A 21,047-nucleotide genomic window follows, 5' to 3' on the forward strand; every position below is an offset into this window, starting at 1 on the left:
ACCGGACAGCTTGTAAATCTAGTTGCTAGTGCAACGAATTTATCCTATTAGTTGCACTAGCAACGAATTATTGTCAACCATGGCCCCACGTTCCGCAGCAAAGAAACAGGAGGCCTCCAACCCCATGGTGGTCCTGGAGCGCTTCCTGCCTTACCGCCTCAATGTGCTGGCGAGCCTGACCTCGAATGCGCTGGCGCAGATCTATGCCGAGAGGTTTGGCCTTTCGATTCCCGCTTGGCGGGTCATTGCGACGCTTGGTCAGTACGAATACCGCACGGCCCGGGACATCGCGGCTCATGGCGTCATGCACAAATCCACCGTCTCGCGGGCGGTCTCGGCCCTTGAGCAGCGCGGTTTGATCGCGCGTCGTCCAAACGAGGATGATCGGCGGGAGGAACTGCTGGAGCTGACAGAGGAGGGGCAGGAGATCTACGAGGCCTTGGCTCCGGAGGCGCTCGCCTTCGAGGAGCGCTTCGTCTCCGTGCTCACGGAGGAAGAGCAGAAGGTTCTCGCCTCCCTCATCGATCGCCTGAGCGGCCATGCGCGTCTGATGGTACCTGAGGGGGAGGTGGAGGGGTGAGGCTCTATACCTATTTCCGTTCCTCGGCGGCCTATCGGGTCAGGATCGCTCTCAACCTGAAGGGAGTGCCTTACGAATCCGTGGCCGTGAACCTTCTCAAGGGCGAGCAGCGGGAGGAAGCATACCGCGCCATCAACCCTCAGAAGCGCATCCCCTCTCTCGACATCGGTGGCACGACACTGATCCAGTCTCCCGCCATTCTCGAATATCTCGACGAGGTTTACCCGGAGCCGCCCATGCTGCCCGTGGGCGCCGTGAATCGCGCGAAGGTGCGCGCCATCGCCTCGATCATCGGCTGCGATATTCATCCGCTCAACAATCTCGGGTCTCTCAGTTATCTCAAGAAAAAGCTGGGGCACGATCAGTCCACGGCGGATGCCTGGTATGCCCATTGGGTGCGCGAAGGATTCGATGCCATCGAGGCGCTGATTGAGCCTGGCCCTTATGCTTGCGGTTCGCGCGTCACGCTCGCCGACCTCTATCTCGTGCCTCAGGTCTTCAATGCGCGGCGCTTCAACATCTCGCTCGATGCCTATCCGAAGATCGTCGCGGTGGATGCGGCCTGTGCTGACCTCCGCGCCTTTCAGGATGCCGCGCCGGAACGCCAGCCGGACGCGGTGTGAGAAGGGGCGCATCCTGCGTGTGAGGCATGCGCCGACGAAAAACCGGCAGGCTCTCAATGAGCCTGCGTTCATGACAGGAGGAAAGCCATGGGACCGTTCCCGCACGACGCACCGCCGCCGGCCATCAGCGAAGACAACCCGATGGGAACCGACGGCTTCGAGTTCGTGGAGTTCTGCCATCCGGATCCGCAGGCGCTGGATAAGCTGTTCAAGACGATGGGTTTTTCCGTCGTCGCGAAACATCGCTCGAAGAACGTGCTGCTCTACCGGCAGGGCGACATCAACTTCATCGTCAATGCTCAGCCCGGCTCCTTTGCCGAGCGCTTCGCCAGCCAGCATGGGCCGTCGGCGCCGGCTATGGCCTTCCGCGTGGTCGACGCGAAATATGCCTATGAGCGCGCTCTCTCCATGGGCGCCAAGCCCGCGCAGACGCAGGTCGGTCCGAATGAACTCGAGATCCCGGCCATCGAAGGCATTGGTGGCCTGCAGATCTATTTCGTCGACCGCTATGGTGCGAAGGGCTCCATTTATGACGTGGACTTCGAGTGGTTCGGTGAGAAGGATCCGAAGCCGCGTGGCCTCGGCCTCTATTATATCGACCATCTGACCCATAACGTTTATCGCGGCCGACTGAACGAATGGGCGGGCTTCTATGAGCGCCTCTTCAACTTCCGCCAGATCCGCTACTTCGACATCGAGGGCAAGCTGACAGGCCTGCATTCCCGCGCGATGACGAGCCCCGACGGCAAGATCCGCATTCCGATCAACGAGGATGCCGGCGAGACCGGGCAGATCGAGGAGTATCTGCAGGAGTACAAAGGCGAGGGCATTCAGCACGTGGCCTTGGGCTCGCACGATCTCTACGAATCCATTGAGGCGCTGATCGCAAACGGGCTCGAATTCATGCCCGCGCCGAATGACATCTACTACTCGCGTATCGACAAGCGCCTCCCCAGCCACGGCGAGCCTCTCGATCGCCTTCAGAAGAACGGGATCCTCATTGATGGCGAAGGCGTCGTGGAGGGCGGGTTCACGAAGGTACTGCTCCAGCGTTTCGGCAAGACCGCCATCGGCCCGATCTTCTTCGAGTTCATTCAGCGCAAAGGCGATGAAGGATTCGGTGAGGGCAATTTCAAGGCACTCTTCGAGTCCATCGAGGAGGATCAGATTCGCCGTGGTGTCCTGAAGCCGAAAGTGGCTTGAGGCTTGCTCTAGCGCAACGTGCGGAACCGAGGTCCGCGTCAGTGAAAAGTGGCCCCGGCTTTCCGCAATTCACGATGCGCTCATCAAAGAGGGGAGCATCGGATGAATCCCAAAAGTGCAAATCCACTTTTGGGTCCGATGCTCTAGGGTCACGATTCGACGAAGGCCGGGCATGTCCCCGGCCTTCCTATTTCGAGCTTCAGAGGCCCGGTTCTGCCCAATATGTGGACAGACTTATTCACAGGCTCACCCATTCGTGATTTCTGAATTCGGGCTGAGAGGCGCGGTTCGAGGCGCCATTCCTAGGATTGGAAGCCCTTGAATATTAAGGGTTTGTTAGGAATCGACCTCAAAGTTTGACGGAAAGTAAACGGGGCAGGGTGAAAACGTTGCGTTTGTGCAACATGCCCCTGAAAAGCCCCCCCGATTGCCCATTTTGTGCCTTCATTCGGTTGCTTGCGGGACCGCTCTAGCTAATGTGACAGCAGCGACGGGGGCACCCCAGTCGTCATTTGGTGGGCCCAGCCGAAAGGCGGGCCGCCAGATCACTAGGGGAAAAGGGTGTGTTTGGAGCTTCATCGAAGCCTTCAAAGCACAAGAGCCCGACCCCCCAAGGGTCTCGAAACTTTGGAGGTTTAACCATGAAGCTCGTTAAGAGCCTTCTGCTCGGTTCCGTTGCGGGTCTCGCCGCCGTTGCCGGTGCTCAGGCTGCTGACCTTCCCGCGAAGAAGGCCGCTGCTGTCGAATACGTTCGCGTCTGCTCCACCTACGGCGCAGGCTTCTTCTACATCCCCGGCACGGAAACCTGCCTCCGCGTCGGCGGCCGCGTCCGCGCCGAATACCGCTACCTCGAGCCGCAAGCTCGTGAGGATGACTCGATCGGCTTCCGCGCTCGTGGCCGTCTCAACCTCGACGCCCGTACCGCCACGGCCTACGGCCTGCTGCGTACGTTCGTCCGCTTCGAGATGACCCGCGACACCGGCGTGTACGGCTTCTCGTCCACCTCGGCCAACGTCGACCAGGCCTTCATCCAGTTCGGCGGCCTGACTGCTGGTCGCGCCGTGTCGTTCTTCGACAACGGCGACCTGCCGACCGGCCACTTCGGCACGCTCCGCTTCTCGGACGCTCCGACCGTGAACCTGCTCGCCTACACCTTCTCGTTCGGCAACGGCTTCTCGGCCTCGCTGGCGCTCGAAGAGGGCCGCTTCGCTCCTGCGGCTGATGACGTGATCATCGGCAGCGGTGTGCCTGGCGTTGAAGCCGGTCAGCGTACGCCCGACCTCGTCGCAAACCTGAAGTACGCCGGCACCTGGGGTTCGGCGATGCTCTCCGGTGCGGTTCACCAGATCCGTAGCGCGGTTCTCGACCCGGCGATTTACGACCCGGCTATCGCTGGCACGGTCCCGGACAGCGAGTACGGCTTCGCCGTGTCGTTCCAGGGCCACGTGAACCTGCCGATGCTCGCCGCCGGCGACGCTCTGTGGATTGCCGCCACCTATGCTGACGGCGCTCTCGGCTATCTCGGCGCTACCAGCAACATCACCATCGGCGGCCTCACCGGTGACGTGATCGACGCCTTCATCGACGCCGATGGCGACATCGAGACGGGCGAAGGCTGGTCGATTGCCGGTGGTCTGCGTCACTACTGGACCCCTGAGATCCGTCAGAACGTCTTCGGTTCGTACGCGAGCATCGAGTACAGCGGCGTTCCGGCTCTGGCTGCTCCGGGTGTCGTCGCGAGCGACTTCGACTTCACCGAGTGGCGCCTTGGCACGAACGTGATCTGGACGCCGGTTTCCGGCCTCGACATCGGTGTTGAGGTTATCTACGCCAACATCGACACGGATCAGCCTCGGGTCGTCGAGGGTGACCTTCGCGACAGCGACGATGTTTGGGAAGGCCGTCTGCGCATCCAGCGCGACTTCTAATCGGCTCATCCCGATTGGTTAGAGGAAACCCCGGTGCTTTCACCGGGGTTTCTTTTTGCGTCTATGGTCTGCAATGTGAGGTTATGCCGTCAACAGCATGACAATGGTCCGCTCCTCAGTTTCCTAAAGGATGAGGAAATGCGCTGAAACTCAGAGAGAGGTTTCAGCGTGGGCAATCAAATCTTTAATCGATTGAATGATCGGTTCCTCGATCAATGGGGCGTGGCCCTGTCCCGGCACGGTGATTGCCGTCAGGCGCGGATGACGTTCTTGCATGGCGCTGAGAGTTCGGGCCGACAGGAGATCCGAGTTCTCCCCGCGAATGGCGAGAACCGGGAATGGGTTCAGTCCACCGAACAGGCTCCACAAATCCGGCATCGGCATCTCCAGATCGAGCGCCTGCAAAGGCTTCATCAGGCTGGGGTCGTAGCTGAACGCAAGACGGTCGTTCTTCTCGTGCCAAGTGCCTCGTGCCATGCTCTCCCACTGCTCCTGTGTGAAGGCGGGAAACTGCGTGTCCGAAACATGCTTCAGGATCTGTGCCCCTTCCTGCATCGTGTTGGGTGTTGGCAATTTGCCTACATAGCTTCGGATACGGATCAACCCTTTGGGTTCGATGACGGGGCCGACATCATTGAGCACAGCCCCGGCCAGCAGGGTCGGCCTCGTCGCACTCAAGGCCATCGTGAGAAGGCCGCCACGGGAGGTGCCGACGAAGACCGCCTTCTCGATCCCTGCAACCGTCAGCACCTGCAAGAGGTCATTGAGTTCGGTTCCGATCTCATATTGACGCCAGTCTGAAGCCCATTCCGAGCGTCCGCGTCCGCGATAATCGAGGGCGAGAACGCGGCGAGGGCGGGCAGTATCCGTGCTGAGCGCTTTGGCAAGATCGTGAAAATCCTCGGAGTTTCGCGCAAGGCCGGGCAAGCACACGACAGGCAGCGCACTCCCGTTCAGGGGGCCGTAATCACGCGCATAGAGACGCAAGCCGTCGGAGGCCGATACGAAAAGATCCCGGTAGGAGCTGCTCATGTGAGACTCGACTTGAGACGCCAGATGAGCAGCATCTTGCCTCAATACGCGGTCTTTGTCGCATCCGCCGTTTCAGCTGTCGTCGGAGCCGGCGCTGGCTTCTCTTTCAGCCGTGCCCGGTAGACATGCAGGTTTTCCATGACACGCTGCACGTAGTTGCGGGTCTCATAGAACGGGATGCGTTCGACCCAGTCGATCATGTCGACCTGGGGTTTGCGTGGATCGCCATAGGTATCGATCCATTTCTTCACATTGCCGCCACCGGCATTATAGGAGGCAAAGGCGAGGATGTAGGAGCCCTTCCAATCCTCCATCAGCTCTCCCAGGTGAGCAGAGCCGATTTTTGCATTGTAGGACGGGTCCTCCACCAGTCGTTTCAAGTCGAAACCGAGGCCGAAGCGCTGTGCTGTGCGCTTGGCGGTGGCGGGCATGAGCTGCATGAGGCCGCGCGCGCCCGCATGCGAGACGGCCTTGGGATTGAAGGCGCTCTCCTGCCTGGCGATGGCATAGACCATAGCAGGCTCAACCTCGTCGCCGACCGGCTGGAAATCCGGAATGGCCGCAAGCGGATAAGCGTGTTGGTCGAGCGGGAAACCCCGTTGCAGGGCAATCTTGCCGACCGCCAGAACCGCGCGCGGATTCTGCTGTGAGGTGGCGAGCGCCGCGAGGGCATCGAGCTGTCCTGGATCGTTTATGGTCTGGGCAAGGTCAATGTAGAGGCTGATCGCCAATTCCGGTTCACCGGCTTGGTGCAAAAGGCTTAACGCTCGGATGGGGATGAGAGCCTCGAAAGCCTTGCGTTCCTCGTCCTTCAGAGGATCCACGGATCGTAGAGACACGCTCTCCCCGAGCTTCTCGCGGGCGAGCTGCCCGTAATAGGTGGTCGGGTGATCGGCCGCCCGGGCGTAGAAGATCTTTGCGTCAGCCGATGCTCCGGCAGCTTCCGCGGCTCGCGCTTGCCAATAGGCGATGCGGGACTGGGAGATCGGCGTGGAGGCCGTCTTCGCAACCGTCGCGAAGTGCTTCGCAGCTGCTGCCGGATCATTCAGGAAACGAAGCGCGATCCAGCCGGCATGGAACTCCGCCTCGATCAGCTGCGCGGGGGATTCGGCGGCGTGGTGGCTTGCTACCTTGTAGGCTGTCTGAGTATCGCCCTTGTCGAGAAGCTCCCGGGTGATGAGGCGCTGCTCGGCCCACCATTCGTCTCCGTCCACGCGAAGCTCATGATCCCGCGGTGCCTGCATGATGATATTGGCGGCCTCGACCAGGTTCTTGCTCCGGCGCTGAAGGAGCGCACGGGAGAACAGGTACGACGGGTCGCTCCGCAGGGCAGCGGGGACAGCCGCGAAAGCCTTCTCGGCCTTCTTCTTGCCCTGGAACACGCTCATGCGCGCCTTCACCAGGGTCACGTAATCCTTGCCGGCATAGCCCGCCGCGCGCAGGGCCGCGCCCCAGTTCTCCTTCAGGAGGTGACGCTCCATACGAAACCGATGATCGGCTTGCGTCAGCAGGTTCGGGAGGCGGTCGCGAATGCGGCTTTCGGTTTCGCTGCCGAAGGTGTCCTCCCGCCAGGAATGGCGGATCAGGTCCGCGGTCTCCTGGTCGAGGCCATCACTCTTGAGCGCGAAACCGAGCGCAATGCGCCCGGAAGCCGTGGCTGGGCGCTGCTTGTCGAAGAAAGCGCGGATCTGGGCGGTCGAGGGGCGCTGCGCGAGGAAAGTATCCTCCATGCGCCGTCGGAGCTGCGCGGTCGCGGGCCAGTCCGGATAATCCTTCCGGAAGGCCATGATCCTCTCATGGCCGATGGGCAAGCCGCTGCGGATGGCGAACCATTCCGCCACAGCCTGCGCTGCCGGGTCGGAAAGCTTCGACTTCAGGATCGCGGCTTCCGTCAGATCGTTGTCCCGGTAGGCCTTGAAGATCAGCGGCAGCTGTTCCAGGTCTTCCATGGCCTTGGGGGGCGGTGTGAAGCTCTCCAGGGTCGTGGCTTCAGGTGGGCCAACCGGCATTTCGTTGGCGTGAACAGTGAGGGCGGACAATTGGAGCACGGCGACAGACGCCAGAAGCCGTATGGAAAGGCGCATTGTGAGGTTCACCCGCTAACCCCCGTGCCGTCGCTTGCCTGTTATTGCGACGTTTCTCTTGAGAAAACACCAAGTGCCGCGCTAGGACAACACCCTAAAGGTTCGTTTGCGCCCATGCGACGCACCTCTTATGTGTTAAGCCCTTGGGCTGCTTCAGATCTGCCGCTTCTAATTCGAGGATTATCATGACCCGCTTTTCAGGCTCCATCACGGCTCTGGTGACCCCCTTCCAGGATGGCGCCGTGGATGAGGCCGCCTTCCGGGGCTTCATCAACTGGCAGATCGAGCAGGGCACTCATGGCCTAGTTCCGGTCGGCACCACCGGCGAGAGCCCCACCCTCAGCCACAAGGAGCACGACCGCGTCATTGAGATCTGCGTGGATGAGGTGAAGGGCAGGGTGCCCGTGATCGCGGGCGCCGGCTCCAACAGCACGGAGGAGGCCGTCGGCTTCTCCAGGCATGCGGAGAAGGTTGGCGCCGATGCGGTGCTGATCGTCACACCCTATTACAACAAGCCGACGCAGGAAGGCCTCTATCAGCACTTCAAGGCCATCAACGATGCCATCGGCATTCCGATCATCATCTACAACATCCCCGGCCGCTCGGTGATCGATATGTCGGTGGAGACGATGGCGCGGCTCTATGAACTCAAGAACATCGTAGGCGTGAAGGACGCCACCGCGAATCTCGCCCGCACCAGCCTGCAGCGCCAAGCCATGGGCCCCGACTTCATCCAGCTCTCGGGCGAGGATGCGACGGCCCTCGGCTTCATGGCCCATGGCGGCCATGGCTGCATTTCCGTGACTTCCAATGTGGCTCCGCGCCTATGCGCCGATATGCAGGAGGCCTGCCTGAAGGGCGATTACGCAACCGCCCTGAAAATTCAGGACCGCCTCATGCCGCTCCATACCAACCTGTTCCTCGAGACCAATCCGTCGCCCGTGAAGTATGCCGCGTCCGTTCTGGGCCTGATGAAGGACGATGTGCGCCTGCCGCTCATCCCGGTCTCCGAGGGCACGAAGCAGGCGGTGCGTTCGGCCATGGTCCATGCGGGCTTGATCAACGCTTAAAGAAACGAATGGCAAAAGATCCGAAGAGCGCCTTCCGCGTTGTCGCCGACAACAGGAAGGCGCGGTTCAATTACGAAATCGTCGATACCTACGAGGCGGGCATCGCGCTCACCGGCACGGAGGTGAAGTCCTTGCGCACGGGCAAGGCCACCATCGGCGAGGCATATGCCGGGCCGTCTGGCGAGGAGTTCTTTCTCTTCAACGCCTATATCCCGGAATACATCCAGGCCAACCGCTTCAACCATGAGACGCGCCGTCCGCGCCGCCTTCTGCTGCACAAGAACCAGATCAACAAACTGATCGGCGCGACGCAGCGCGAGGGCTTCACCGTGATCCCGCTCAAGATCTATTTCAACGAGCGCGGACGGGCGAAGGTGGAACTCGGCCTCGGTCGTGGCAAGAAGCTCCACGACAAGCGCGAGACGGAGAAGGAACGCTCCTGGAACCGCGAGAAGGCGCGCCTCATGCGCGAGAAGGGCTGACACGGCGTCCTCGCGCTCTAGAGCTGTTTCCATTGGCATGGAATCAGCTCTCTTGTTTGCCGAGCCGCATTTTTGACGGTGAACCGGATCCACTTCACCGAAAAATGCTCTAACTCCCTGCTGCAATCGGAGGGATCAGCATGGCGTCCGTGGCTCTCGTTTCCGTTCTCGGCCCCGACCGCGTCGGGCTCGTCGCCGCGATTGCGGAGCACCTGTTCAATATCGGCGTGAACCTGCGCGATACGACCTTCGCCTCGCTGGGGTCGGGCGCCGAGTTCCTAGCGATCTGCGAGCTGCCGTCAGGTCTTGAGGCGGGCGATTTAGAGGCCGGCCTGAAGCAGCTGCCGGAGTTGGAAAGCGCGGAAGTCCGGGCCGTTCCCTACGCCTTCGATCCCAGTCCCGGCCCTGCGGGCAGCATCACGCACCGCATCACCATCAGCGGCGGCGATCAGCTCGGCCTTGTGGCGCGGCTGGCGGAGGTGTTCAGGCAGTATAACGCGAATATCGTGCGCTTGGAGGCCCGCAAGCTCTCGGATGTCGAGGGTGGGCTCTACGTGACGCGCTTTGCGGTCTTCATTCCAGACGAGCAGGTGAACCTGTGCCTGGCCACCGTCAGCAATACGGCCGGCGCGCTCGGGCTCGACTGTGATGTGGAGGCGAGCACGCTCTAGCTCGCACTCGAAACAATAATGGCCGGGGCGAGCCCGGCCAAGTCAGCATTCAGTTGAACCGCGATCGTGGGTGGGGGTTCAATCAGGGATGAGCAACCGGTTTGTCTTGAGTATATACTCAGGTCCCCGTCCCCCTAAGGATCGCCTCATCACCGTTGTTGAGCATGGCGCTGAGCGCAATCCGAAATTGATCGAGGGCAGCATACTCGGTCAGGAAGCGAAGAAGCGCGCTTTGCTGAACGTCACTTGGGCGCGTAGCCGGAGGATCGCTCGCCAATTCCACACACACCAGCAGTGTCCCTGTGACACCCGCTGGAGCAATGGTGAGGCCGACCTGCACATGCTCAGGCCGGTCGCCCGTAATGGCACCTAGACCGCCGAAGATTGTCACGGGCGCGTGCGGCGGGAGTGGATACTGCTCGAGAGCGCGGCTGAAGCTGATCAAGGCCTCACGACTGAACCATGCCGCGCTTCGCCCGGTAAAATCGGAGACTTGTGCGAACGCGTGCAACTCCCCATGCCACTCATCCTCGGGCTCATAGGTCCTCGGGCTCATAGGTCAAACGCAGCACACTCATTTGATCTGTCCGCAGGTCGGGTCGAAAGTAGGATGACGGGAGTAAGAACACCGCTGAGGCAAAATTAACCGCAGGCTTGTCGTAGCGGGTGGCTAGGCCCGGAAATTTTTGAGGCGGCAGAACGCCGCCTGCCCCTCGAACCGAAGCAATATAAGAACAGTCACTCCCCGCGCAAGCACCTGATCGTGTTCAGATTTCAAAGATCGAACTCGTCGTCCGATCCCTGCTGACGGATCCCGTAGCGGCTTTCCAGGGCGCCGTTGCGCGGCTGCTGCTGTTGCTGCTGCGTTCGCGGGCGGTCATTGCCTTCCCCAGCGGGACGCTGCTGACGATCCGACGGATCGCGGCCGATGCGGGAGGCCAGCTGCGAGAGATCCAGAAATTCGTCGGCCTGACGGCGCAGCTCGTCGGCGACCATCGGAGGCTGGGTGGTGATGGTGGACACCACGGAGACCCGCACACCCCGGCGCTGCATGGCCTCGACCAGCGAGCGGAAGTCGCCGTCGCCGGAGAACAGGACCATGTGGTCGATATAGGGAGAGAGCTCGAGCGCATCGATGGCGAGCTCGATATCCATGTTGCCCTTCACCTTGCGGCGGCCGGCGGAGTCGACGAATTCCTTCGTCGGCTTCGTGACCACGCGGTAGCCGTTGTAGTCGAGCCAGTCGATGAGTGGACGGATGGAAGAGTATTCCTGATCTTCCACAAGCGCGGTGTAGTAGAACGCACGCACCAGGGTGCCACGGCCCTGGAATTCCTTCAGCAGGCGCTTGTAGTCGATATCGAAACCAAGCGTCTTAGTCGTAGCGTAAAGGTTGGCTCCGTCGATGAAGAGCGCAATCCGCTGCTGGCCTGACATAAGTATTCTCTGTCTGTGTCTGCCTGGGCGGCGTAACAACCTGAACTGTCAAAGCGACATCTATTATTTATGCCAACAATATACTTGAGCAATAAAAACAGGCGCGCCCAGGGACAGGCTGCTATCAACCCTTTAGACGAGTAAAAACCGAAACTTCAAATACTTAATGGCGAGTAAATAAAAAGAGTCAAGTTGGCGGAAAGGGGGCAGTCAATCCTCAAGGTGAGAAATAAACAGATTTTTACGATTTAAGACTCCGGCTGCCTGGCTTGATAGCGGGAAGGGCGGCCAGTTCGGGTGGCAGCTTGTCCGGCTCGTAGGCGGGGATGTCGAGCTGGACGAGGGAGACGAGCGGCACGCCGAGATCCGCCTTACCGCCGGAGCGGTCGATGAGGCAGGCCGCACCCAGGATCGTTCCCGGATGTTCCTTGAGGGCTGTCAGGCACTCGCGAGAGGACAGGCCCGTGGTGACAATGTCCTCCACCATGACAACCCTTGCGCCCTCAGGGATCGTAAAACCGCGCCGCAGGGTGAAGAGGCCGTTCTCGCGCTCCACGAAGATCGCCTTGGCGCCGAGATGCCGGGCGGTTTCATAGCCGGGCACGATGCCACCCACGGCAGGCGAGACCACATAATCGACGACCCCGAACTTCTCCTTGATCTTCTCCGCCAGCGCCCGGCAGACCCGCTCCGTGCGGGCCGGATCCTGGAACACGAACATCTTCTGCAGAAAGACCGGGCTGTGCAGCCCCGACGAGAGAATGAAATGCCCTTCGAGCAAAGCACCGGCGGAGCGGAATTCTTCAAGGACTTCGTTCGGGGTCATGGCTCAAGTCTCCTGCGTCAGGGCTGTGTGGCAGGAGGGACGGCGAGAGGCAAGAGACAAACGCAGGCCAGTGTCAAATAGGTCGTTGTTGTCAGGCTTGCCCAGCCGCTTTTACGAAGGCCTCGAAAATCGCGTTTCCAGGATGATCCTGTCTGGCGAACAGCTCTTGGTGCCATTGCACGCCGAGCGCGAAGCGTCGGGACGGGACTTCGATGGCTTCGATGACCCCGTCCTTTGCGTAGGCGCTTGCCACCACGTTATCCGAGAGCTCGACGACAGCTTCCCGGTGGAAGGTGTTCACGGAAAGCTCGTGCTGGCCGACGATGCCCGAGAGCAGGGTGTTCTCCCTGATCGTCACAGAATGCTCATGGCCGCGCTTGTCGTGCTCCATGATATGGGGGCCGATCGCGCGCACATCGGGCGACAGGCGACAGCCGTGGAGGCCGGCCAAAACCTGCATGCCGTTGCAGATGCCGAGAACCGGCTTGTCGCATTCGAGGAAGCCTCGCATGAGCGCGAGCTCGACACCGAGACGCTCAGACTGGGGAGCCTTCGAGACCTGTCCGCCGAGGAACCATTCATCAGGAAAGGCGAAACGGCCACCCACATTCACGAAACCGTCGAACTCATCGACCACGGTCTCGACCATATCCATGAAATAAGGGATGCCGAAGGGCATGCCGCCCGCGCGCTGAATTCCGATGAAGTAGTTCTTCGTCATGTCGTAGCGTGTGCCGTCGACACTGGTGTTCTCGTCCATGATGACGGCAATGCGCGGTTTGGCGGGCATGTTGTCTTATCCGGTGACGCGGTCCACACGGCTCACGACGCGCTTGGCGCGCAGCTCTGCGATGATGGCGTTGAGGTGCTTCAGGTCCCACACCGTCAGGTCGATGGTGATATCCGTGAAGTCCTGCGTGCGCCGCTTCATGTTGACGTTGTCGATGTTGCCGTCGTGATCCGCGATCACCTGCGCGATCTGCGCGAGCGAGCCCGGCTCGTTGATCGATTGCAGCTTGATGCGCGCGGGGAAGCGCTGGGTTGACCCGGATTCGAGATCCCAGCGCACGTCGATCCAGCGGTCGGGCTCGTTGTCGAACGCGGCGAGCGAGGGCGATTGGATCGGGTAGATCGTCACGCCTTCGCCTGGCGTCAGAATGCCGACGATGCGGTCGCCCGGAACCGCGCCGCCTTCCGGCGCGAAGCGGATCGGCATGTCCTTGTTGAGGCCGCGGATTGGAATGCCGGTCGGCTGCTCACCGGTCGGCTTCGCGCCTGCGCCGTCCGGCTGGCCCGTGCCTTTGCCATCGCTGCCGGCGCGCCGCTCGTCCTTGTAGTCTGGATAAACCGCACGCACCACGTCGCCGGAGAACATCTCGCCACGGCCTACAGCGGCAAGCACATCCTCCGCGGATGCGCGTGCCAGACGGGGCAGGGCGCCTTTCAGCTTCTCGTCGGAGAAGGCACGTCCCGCGCGCTCGAAGGCGCGCTCCAGGATCTGATGGCCGAGGCCCGTATATTGCCGCCGCACGGCCGCGCGTGTGGCGCGGCGGATCGAGGCGCGTGCCTTGCCGGTCACCACGAGGGATTCCCATGCGGCCGGCGGCGTCTGGCCCTCGGCGCGCACAATCTCGACCTCGTCGCCGTTTTGCAATTCAGTCAGCAGCGGCGACATGCGGCCGTTGATCTTGCAGCCGACCGCCGTGTTGCCGACATCGGTGTGCACCGCATAGGCGAAGTCGATGGGCGTCGCGCCGCGCGGAAGCGCGATAAGGCGACCCTTCGGCGTGAAGCAGAAAACCTGGTCATGGAAGAGCTCAAGCTTCGTATGCTCCAGAAACTCTTCAGGGTTGTCGCCTTCGGCCAGAAGCTCGATGGTGCGCCGCAGCCATTGATAGGCACGGCTTTCCATAGCAAGGCGCGAATCATTGTTCACGCCTTCCTTGTAGAGCGCATGCGCGGCGATGCCGAATTCCGCGACTTCATCCATCTCTTGAGTGCGGATCTGCAGCTCCACGCGCTGGCTGCCAGGGCCGATCACCGTGGTGTGGATCGAGCGGTAATCGTTCTGCTTCGGCGTCGAGATGTAATCCTTGTAGCGACCCGGCACCATCGGCCAGCTCGTGTGCACGATGCCGAGCGCACGGTAGCATTCATCGACCGTGCCGACGATGATGCGGAAGGCGAAGATATCCGACAATTGCTCGAAGGAGACGGACTTGCGCTCCATCTTGCGCCAGATGGAATAGGGCCGCTTCTGGCGTCCCGACACCTGCGCGTCGATGCCCTGGGCCTTGAGCTTGGTGGTCAGCGTCCGCTCGATCTCTTCGACGAGCTTTTCGCTCTTCGTCGTCAACTCGTGCAGGTGGCGGTTGATGGCCTCGAAGGCTTCCGGATCGAGGTTCTGGAACGACAGTTCCTCCAACTCCTCGCGCATTTCCTGGATGCCCATGCGTCCGGCGAGCGGGGCATAGATCTCGAGCGTTTCCTGCGCGATGCGCTGGCGCTTCTCCGGCGGCATGAAGCCGAGGGTGCGCATGTTGTGGAGGCGGTCGGCAAGCTTCACCAGAAGCACGCGCACGTCGTCCGCGACAGCGAGCAGCAGCTTGCGGAAGTTCTCGCCCTGAGCGGCGCGCTTCGAGACAAGGTCGAGGCGCTTGATCTTGGTAAGGCCGTCGACGAGGGCACCGATCTGGGGACCGAAGGTCCTGTTGATCTCCTCCAGCGTCGCCTCGGTGTCTTCCACAGTGTCGTGGAGGACCGCCGCGGCGATGGTCGCCTCGTCGAGCTTCATATCCGTGAGTATGGCCGCGACTTCGAGAGGATGGCCGAAGAACAGGTCGCCGGACGCGCGCTTCTGGTTGCCATGAGCCATCATGGCATACACGTAAGCACGGTTGAGCAGCGCCTCGTCAGCCGAGGGGTTATAGCGCTTTACCCGCTCGACAAGTTCATACTGGCGCATCATATCCGCCGCCACCCCCTTCGAAACCGGTCTATCTGGCTGAAATCAGAAGACTTTAGAAAATATTGTAATACGTCTTCTGACCGCAAGCTGAATACCTTGCCGCAGGCGGTAAAACCGCACCGTGGTTAAGGCCCTTACGAAAAAGCCCGGCTCTGGGCCGGGCTTTTCTGAAAATGCGGTGCTGAGCGCTTATTCGCGGTCGTCGTCGTCCGAGCTGTTGTTGCTCGGGGGGACGAGGCCTTCGAGGCCGCGCAGCAGGTCTTCCTCACTCATACGATCGAACTGGACATCCGTGTCGTTGTCGGCACCCGAGGCGGCCGCCGTGTTGCCCAGCATGGGAACGGCCTCGGCCTCCGGCTCGTCCACCTCGACATACTTCTGCATCGAGTGGATGAGCTGCTCCTTCAGGTCGTCGGGAGCGATGGTCTGGTCCGCGATCTCGCGGAGGGCCACGACGGGGTTCTTGTCACGGTCGCGGTCGACGGTGAGCGGCGAGCCCGAGGAGATCAGGCGGGCGCGGTGGCTGGCCAGCAGCACGAGCTCAAACCGGTTGTCGACCTTGTCGATGCAGTCTTCGACGGTCACGCGAGCCATGCAGGGGCTCCTTCTTCAGGTTCATGAGAATATCGGAAGGTGGGGTAGATACATCGCCTGGATCGAGAAAACAAGAGGAAGCGTGGTTTTCCATAAGGTTATCGGTGGCGTGCCCTGGCACTCCGGCCCCATCTGCCTGGCATTACGCTCTCAAGGCTCAAATCGGGGAGGCTGCCATTCAGGCACTTGGCTTGGTTCTGCTCGCCTTGCCCCTTATATTCGAATGCCGGGAACCTATACCGAATCCGGGCGGATCGACGCCTGCATGGATAACGGCGGGCTCTGGGACTATGAACAATCCAAGTGCCACGGGGAGCGTTCTTCGCCTTGACTCCTCGGCCTTTGAGTGCGAGTCCCGCGCGGATTTTCGCAACAAAGGTTCCGCTCCCGATGAAGCGCGCATTCATTTTCCCGGGCCAGGGAAGCCAGGCTGTGGGCATGGGCAAGGCCCTCGCCGACAACTTCCCCCAGGCCAAGGCCGTATTCGACGAGGTGGACGAGGCCCTCTCCCAGAAACTCTCCGCCATCATGTGGGAAGGCCCCGCCGAGGAGCTGACCCTGACCGCCAATACCCAGCCGGCCCTGATGGCCGTGAGCCTGGCCGCCATCCGCGTGCTGGAGGCCGAAGCTGGGCTCGATCTCAGGAAGCATGCCGCATTCGTTGCCGGCCACTCGCTCGGTGAATATTCGGCGCTCGCCGCTGCCGGTAGCCTCTCGATCGCCGATACGGCCCGCCTGCTGCGTATCCGCGGCAATGCCATGCAGAACGCCGTACCCGTGGGGCAGGGCGCCATGGCGGCTCTTCTCGGCCTTGAGTTCGACGCCGCCCTCGAGGTCGCCCGAGCGGCGGCTGAAGGCGAGGTCTGCGATGCAGCCAACGACAATGGCGGCGCCCAGGTCGTGGTTTCCGGCCATAAGGCCGCTGTAGAGCGTGCGGTCGCCATCGCCCAGGAAAAGGGCGCCAAGCGCGCCGTGATGCTGGCTGTGTCCGCTCCCTTCCATTGCGCCCTCATGCAGCCGGCCGCCGACGCGATGCGCGAGGCTCTGGCCGGTGTGGCCGTGAATGCTCCCGCCGTTCCGGTGGTGGCCAATGTGGAGGCTGCTCCAATCACCGATCCGGCAGCGATCAAGGACGCCCTGGTTCGCCAGGTCACCGGCACGGTCCGCTGGCGCGAATGCGTTGCCTATATGGCGGCCCAAGGCGTTGAATCGTTTTATGAGGTTGGATCGGGTAAGGTCCTGACCGGACTCGTGAAACGCATCGCGGCGGGCACCACGTCGAGCGCCATCGGCACCCCTGAGGATGTCGCAGCCTTCAAAGCTTCCCTGCAAGGATAAGAGGAGAGCCTCCATGTTCGATCTGACTGGCCGCAAGGCTCTCGTGACCGGCGCCACTGGCGGTATCGGCGGCGCCATCGCCCGCTCCCTGCACGCCCAGGGTGCCACCGTGACCATCTCCGGCACCCGCCGCGCCGCCCTCGACGAGCTGGCGGCTGCGCTGGGTGAGCGGGTCCACGTGGTCGAGGCGAACCTCGCCGATAAGGATTCGGTCGAGGCGCTCGTTCCCGCTGCGGAAGCGGCCATGGACGGGCTTGACATCCTCGTCAACAACGCGGGCGTGACCAAGGACAACCTGTTCATGCGCATGAAGGACGAGGAGTGGGACACGGTGATCGCCGTGAACCTGACGGCGGCCTTCCGTCTCTCGCGCGCCGCCGTGAAGGGCATGATGCGCCGTCGCTACGGTCGTATCATCAATATCGGCTCGGTCGTGGGCTCCACCGGTAATCCCGGGCAGGGCAACTACGCCGCCTCCAAGGCGGGCCTCATCGGCATGACCAAGGCGCTCGCCGCCGAGGTTGCCAGCCGCAACATCACCGTGAATCTGGTCGCTCCGGGCTTCATCGAATCCCCCATGACGGACGTGCTCAACGAGAAGCAGCGCGAGGGAATCCTGGGCACCATTCCCATGGGAAGGCTGGGCCAGGGCGATGAAATCGCCTCGTCCGTTGTGTATCTCGCATCCAGCGAAGCCGGTTACGTGACGGGCCATACCCTGCACGTAAACGGCGGAATGGCTATGTTCTGAAAGTACTTAGCGGCGGTTGCAGAATCTGTTCGCAGGCGCCGCTGGCCTCTCGCCAGAGAGGATAAGCTTGTGTTAAGCATGAGCCCGATCGAGCCAAAGGGGTTGACCGGCGCTTAAAAATGCGGCTTTGCACGGCGCAAGGTAGCCGTTTCAGCGTTGTCAGCTGAGCAGCTGATCTAATTTCGATTTTTAAATCCGCCCAATTCCTGAGGCGGCAGCCACTGAGGAAGAGAACGATGAGTGACGTCGCTGATCGCGTGAAGAAGATTGTTGTCGAGCACCTCGGCGTTGAGGCCGACAAGGTGACGGACAATGCCAACTTCATCGACGACCTGGGCGCCGACAGCCTTGACACCGTCGAGCTGGTGATGGCTTTCGAAGAAGAGTTCAACGTCGAGATCCCGGACGATGCCGCTGAGACCATCGTCACGGTTGGCGACGCCATCCGCTTCCTCGAGAAGAACGCAGCCTAAAACGCTGACGGGCGTCGGGTGAGTCACCCGACGCCCGATTTTTATTTAACGATAGGGTAGAACGTTATGCGCCGGGTTGTTGTTACAGGTCTTGGCATGGTCACTCCGCTGGGCAGCGGGGTCGATACCACATGGTCCCGCCTGATCGAGGGACAAAGCGGCGCTAACAGGATCACCGATTTCCAGGTCGACGACCTAGCCTGTCAGATCGCCTGCCAGATCCCGGTCGGCGATGGCTCGAACGGCACCTTCAATCCCGACGAGTGGATGGAACCCAAGGAACAGCGCAAGGTCGATCCCTTCATCGTCTATGCGATGGCCGCCTCCACCCAGGCTCTCCGGGACGCTGGCTGGGCCCCGAAAACCTACGAGGAACAATGCGCCACCGGCGTGCTGATCGGCTCCGGCATCGGCGGCATCGGCGGCATCTACGAGGCTTCCGCGACCCTCATCGAGCGCGGCCCGCGCCGCATCTCGCCCTTCTTCATTCCTGGCCGCCTGATCAATCTCGCCGGCGGCTACGTCTCCATCGAGCACGGCCTGAAGGGGCCGAACCACGCCGTGGTCACGGCCTGCTCCACCGGCTCGCATGCCATCGGCGATGCGGCCCGCCTGATCGCGCTCGGCGATGCAGACGTGATGGTGGCCGGCGGCACGGAATCTCCGGTGAACCGCCTCTCGATTGCAGGCTTCGCCGCCTGTCGCGCATTGTCCACGAGCTACAACGACACGCCCGAGAAAGCCTCGCGCCCCTATGACAAGGATCGCGACGGATTCGTCATGGGCGAGGGTGCCGGCGTCGTGGTGCTGGAAGAATACGAGCACGCCAAGGCGCGCGGCGCGAAGATCTATGCCGAGGTCATCGGCTATGGCCTGTCGGGCGATGCCTATCACATCACCTCGCCGTCCGAGGACGGCGACGGTGCCTATCGCTGCATGGCTGCCGCTCTGAAGCGTGCGGATATCCCGGTCTCGGAGATCGACTACGTCAATGCCCACGGTACCTCGACCCCGCTCGGCGACGAGCTCGAGCTGAAGGCCGTCGAGCGCATCATGGGCAATGCGACGGGCAAGCTCTCCATGTCATCCACCAAGTCGGCCATCGGCCACCTGCTGGGCGCGGCCGGTGCGGTCGAGGCGATCTTCTCGGTTCTCGCCATGCGCGACGGCATCGTTCCGCCGACCATCAACCTCGACAATCCGTCCATCGAAACCGCGATCGACCTCGTGCCGAAGGTGGCCAAGCGCAAGGAAGTCAACGTGGTCCTGTCGAACTCCTTCGGGTTCGGCGGCACCAACGCTTCGCTGATCTTCCGTCGCGTTGCCTGAGGATAGCTGTTCTACGTTACGGCTTTTCGCCATAATCCCCGTTAGGGTGTCGGACGAGCCATCGAAAACGAGGCCGACACCAGAAAAGCAGCGTGATGTTCGGACGCAAAAAGAAAAACACCCTTCTCTCTGAGCACGAGGCCGAAACCCAAGGTGCGGAGCAGCCGCGCCTTGCGCCGCGCTCTCCAAGCGAGGCCATCAAACCGACGCTTGCTCCCCCACCGCCGCCTCGTCTTCGCCGCCGTCGCGGAGGCATGCTGTCGCTCTTCAGCGGCCTGCTGACGCTGTTCGTGGCCCTGGCTCTGGCAGGTGTTTTCGGCTTCACGATGCTGGAGCGGGAGGTGACCGCGAAGGGTCCGCTGCAAAGCGACAAGGTGGTGCTCATTCCGCGCAATACCGGCACGGGTGAGATCGCGCGCATCCTGAAGGAAGAGGGCGTCATCGATCAGCCCTTCCTGTTTGAGGCCTATGCGCTCCTCAACCGTCAGCGCGGCCAGCTCAAGGCAGGTGAGTTCCAGTTCAAGGCTGGCACGAGCATCGAGGATGCCATCGATACCCTCGTGCAGGGTAAGGCGATCCTCCACGCCCTCACGGTTCCGGAAGGCCTGACGAGCGATCAGATCGTGGCGCGCCTTTACGAGAACGAGATTCTGAGTGGCGACATCGCCGAGACGCCGCGCGAGGGAACGCTGCTACCCGACACCTACAAGTTCGAGCGCGGCACCACGCGCCAGCAGATCGTCAGCACCATGCAGGCGGCGCAGCGCCAGGCGCTCAACCAGATCTGGCAGCGCCGCTCGGCGGACCTGCCGATCAAGTCGCCGCAGGAACTCGTGATCCTCGCCTCCATCGTGGAGAAGGAAACGGGACGCGCCGATGAGCGCACGCGTGTGGCGGGGGTGTTCATCAACCGCCTGATGAAGCGCATGAAGCTCCAGTCGGATCCCACCATCGTGTATGGCCTGGTTGGCGGGAAAGGCACGCTCGGCCGCGGGATCATGCGCAGCGAGATCGAGACGGCGACGCCCTACAACACCTACGTGATCGAGGGGCTGCCGCCCGGACCTATCGCCAATCCGGGACGGGCCGCGCTCGAAGCGGTGGCCAATCCATCGCGCACCAAGGATCTGTACTTCGTGGCCGATGGCTCGGGCGGTCACGCCTTCGCGGAAACCTACGACCAGCACCAGCGCAACGTGACCCGCTGGCGCCAGATCGAGAAGACCAAGGCGACGCCCGACAGCGACAACGTCGATCGTGTCGTCGATCCGGTGACGCCCGGTCAATCCGGCGCGGTGGACGATGGCTTGTCTGAACTGCGCGGCACGGCCAACGCCATGTCGACCCCCGGTATCCGTCCGGTGGGCGCGAATGGAAAGACAGGGCGCGCTCGCGGCTTCGATGCCAGCGAGGGGACCGAAAAGGATCCGCTCAAGAACAAGACGTTCGACCTGACCAATCCGAAGAACGTTCCGGCGCTCAAGCAACCCTGATTGTTTTTCGCTCAGTCATTGCAATCGACTTCAGCCGGCGCGCATTCGAGCATCGGACCCGAAGTGGAGGGCACTTCTGGGTCCGATGCTCTCATTGTAGGAGAAAGCATCGGATGGGTCCCAAAAGTGCAAATCCACTTTTCACGTCCGATGCTGTAGATGCTC

General features: G+C 61.8%; 20 protein-coding genes. 12 read left to right on the forward strand and 8 right to left on the reverse strand.

Translation table 11 applies throughout. The features are described 5' to 3' along the window. Nucleotides 1-79 precede the first annotated feature (79 nt). The 4 genes from DC522_RS11010 (at nucleotide 80) to DC522_RS11025 (ending at nucleotide 4,334) form a co-directional block, all read left to right on the forward strand. Nucleotides 80-580, forward strand: a complete 501-nt coding sequence (locus DC522_RS11010; RefSeq protein WP_205769609.1) for a MarR family winged helix-turn-helix transcriptional regulator — start codon at nucleotides 80-82, stop codon at nucleotides 578-580. Then, nucleotides 577-1,203 carry a maleylacetoacetate isomerase gene (maiA, locus tag DC522_RS11015; protein ID WP_116528754.1) on the forward strand — a complete coding sequence of 209 codons (627 nt, stop codon included), beginning with the start codon at nucleotides 577-579 and terminating at the stop codon, nucleotides 1,201-1,203. Before DC522_RS11010 ends, maiA begins: the two co-directional genes overlap by 4 nt. An 87-nt stretch (nucleotides 1,204-1,290) precedes the next feature. Further along, the gene (hppD, locus tag DC522_RS11020) at nucleotides 1,291-2,406 is read left to right on the forward strand and encodes a 4-hydroxyphenylpyruvate dioxygenase (RefSeq protein ID WP_116528755.1); all 1,116 of its coding nucleotides are present in this window, start codon (nucleotides 1,291-1,293) and stop codon (nucleotides 2,404-2,406) included. A 641-nt stretch (nucleotides 2,407-3,047) separates the two neighbouring features. Further along, the gene (locus DC522_RS11025; protein ID WP_116528756.1) at nucleotides 3,048-4,334 is read left to right on the forward strand and encodes a porin; all 1,287 of its coding nucleotides are present in this window, start codon (nucleotides 3,048-3,050) and stop codon (nucleotides 4,332-4,334) included. A 150-nt stretch (nucleotides 4,335-4,484) separates the two neighbouring features. On the opposite strand, the gene DC522_RS11030 is transcribed toward DC522_RS11025, so the two are convergent. Then, on the reverse strand, nucleotides 4,485-5,366 hold the full coding sequence (locus DC522_RS11030) for an alpha/beta fold hydrolase (protein ID WP_116528757.1): 882 nt from the start codon (nucleotides 5,364-5,366) through the stop codon (nucleotides 4,485-4,487). 41 nt (nucleotides 5,367-5,407) lie between these two features. Further along, nucleotides 5,408-7,450, reverse strand: coding sequence for a lytic transglycosylase domain-containing protein (locus DC522_RS11035; protein WP_116528758.1), 2,043 nt, complete (start codon nucleotides 7,448-7,450; stop codon nucleotides 5,408-5,410). 185 nt (nucleotides 7,451-7,635) lie between these two features. Here DC522_RS11035 and dapA point away from each other — a divergent pair, with 185 nt between their 5' ends. The 3 genes from dapA (at nucleotide 7,636) to DC522_RS11050 (ending at nucleotide 9,673) form a co-directional block, all read left to right on the forward strand. Then, nucleotides 7,636-8,520: a 4-hydroxy-tetrahydrodipicolinate synthase gene (gene dapA, locus DC522_RS11040; protein WP_116528759.1), complete on the forward strand. Its 885-nt coding sequence runs from the start codon at nucleotides 7,636-7,638 to the stop codon at nucleotides 8,518-8,520. Between the two features lie 8 nt (nucleotides 8,521-8,528). After that, on the forward strand, nucleotides 8,529-9,002 hold the full coding sequence (smpB, locus tag DC522_RS11045) for an SsrA-binding protein SmpB (protein ID WP_116528760.1): 474 nt from the start codon (nucleotides 8,529-8,531) through the stop codon (nucleotides 9,000-9,002). Nucleotides 9,003-9,142: 140 nt separating this feature from the next. Continuing rightward, on the forward strand, nucleotides 9,143-9,673 hold the full coding sequence (locus tag DC522_RS11050; RefSeq protein WP_116528761.1) for a glycine cleavage system protein R: 531 nt from the start codon (nucleotides 9,143-9,145) through the stop codon (nucleotides 9,671-9,673). A gap of 118 nt (nucleotides 9,674-9,791) precedes the next feature. On the opposite strand, the gene DC522_RS11055 is transcribed toward DC522_RS11050, so the two are convergent. From DC522_RS11055 to rpoZ, 6 genes are all read right to left on the reverse strand, one after another. After that, complete coding sequence (locus tag DC522_RS11055; protein ID WP_133239260.1) at nucleotides 9,792-10,118, reverse strand: hypothetical protein; 327 nt, start codon at nucleotides 10,116-10,118, stop codon at nucleotides 9,792-9,794. A gap of 329 nt (nucleotides 10,119-10,447) precedes the next feature. Further along, nucleotides 10,448-11,110 carry an NYN domain-containing protein gene (locus tag DC522_RS11060; protein WP_116528763.1) on the reverse strand — a complete coding sequence of 221 codons (663 nt, stop codon included), beginning with the start codon at nucleotides 11,108-11,110 and terminating at the stop codon, nucleotides 10,448-10,450. A gap of 241 nt (nucleotides 11,111-11,351) precedes the next feature. Then, a complete protein-coding gene (pyrE, locus tag DC522_RS11065; protein ID WP_116528764.1) occupies nucleotides 11,352-11,936 on the reverse strand; it encodes an orotate phosphoribosyltransferase in 585 nt (194 codons plus the stop codon). Nucleotides 11,937-12,027: 91 nt separating this feature from the next. After that, on the reverse strand, nucleotides 12,028-12,726 hold the full coding sequence (locus DC522_RS11070; RefSeq protein WP_116528765.1) for a gamma-glutamyl-gamma-aminobutyrate hydrolase family protein: 699 nt from the start codon (nucleotides 12,724-12,726) through the stop codon (nucleotides 12,028-12,030). A gap of 6 nt (nucleotides 12,727-12,732) precedes the next feature. Further along, nucleotides 12,733-14,904, reverse strand: a complete 2,172-nt coding sequence (locus tag DC522_RS11075; RefSeq protein WP_116528766.1) for a bifunctional (p)ppGpp synthetase/guanosine-3',5'-bis(diphosphate) 3'-pyrophosphohydrolase — start codon at nucleotides 14,902-14,904, stop codon at nucleotides 12,733-12,735. 189 nt (nucleotides 14,905-15,093) lie between these two features. Next, complete coding sequence (gene rpoZ / locus DC522_RS11080; RefSeq protein ID WP_047192071.1) at nucleotides 15,094-15,498, reverse strand: DNA-directed RNA polymerase subunit omega; 405 nt, start codon at nucleotides 15,496-15,498, stop codon at nucleotides 15,094-15,096. 390 nt (nucleotides 15,499-15,888) lie between these two features. Here rpoZ and fabD point away from each other — a divergent pair, with 390 nt between their 5' ends. From fabD to mltG, 5 genes are all read left to right on the forward strand, one after another. Beyond that, nucleotides 15,889-16,836 (forward strand): ACP S-malonyltransferase, encoded by a 948-nt coding sequence (fabD, locus tag DC522_RS11085; RefSeq protein ID WP_116528767.1) that lies wholly within the window; start codon nucleotides 15,889-15,891, stop codon nucleotides 16,834-16,836. 13 nt (nucleotides 16,837-16,849) lie between these two features. Further along, nucleotides 16,850-17,587 carry a 3-oxoacyl-[acyl-carrier-protein] reductase gene (gene fabG / locus DC522_RS11090; RefSeq protein WP_116528768.1) on the forward strand — a complete coding sequence of 246 codons (738 nt, stop codon included), beginning with the start codon at nucleotides 16,850-16,852 and terminating at the stop codon, nucleotides 17,585-17,587. A 236-nt stretch (nucleotides 17,588-17,823) separates the two neighbouring features. After that, nucleotides 17,824-18,060 (forward strand): acyl carrier protein, encoded by a 237-nt coding sequence (locus DC522_RS11095; RefSeq protein ID WP_009764365.1) that lies wholly within the window; start codon nucleotides 17,824-17,826, stop codon nucleotides 18,058-18,060. Between the two features lie 66 nt (nucleotides 18,061-18,126). Continuing rightward, the gene (gene fabF / locus DC522_RS11100; RefSeq protein ID WP_116528769.1) at nucleotides 18,127-19,389 is read left to right on the forward strand and encodes a beta-ketoacyl-ACP synthase II; all 1,263 of its coding nucleotides are present in this window, start codon (nucleotides 18,127-18,129) and stop codon (nucleotides 19,387-19,389) included. 95 nt (nucleotides 19,390-19,484) lie between these two features. Then, nucleotides 19,485-20,882, forward strand: coding sequence for an endolytic transglycosylase MltG (mltG, locus tag DC522_RS11105; protein ID WP_116528770.1), 1,398 nt, complete (start codon nucleotides 19,485-19,487; stop codon nucleotides 20,880-20,882). The last annotated feature ends 165 nt before the right edge of the window (nucleotides 20,883-21,047 follow it).

This window comes from Microvirga sp. KLBC 81 (assembly GCF_003075415.1).
GTDB lineage: Bacteria > Pseudomonadota > Alphaproteobacteria > Rhizobiales > Beijerinckiaceae > Microvirga.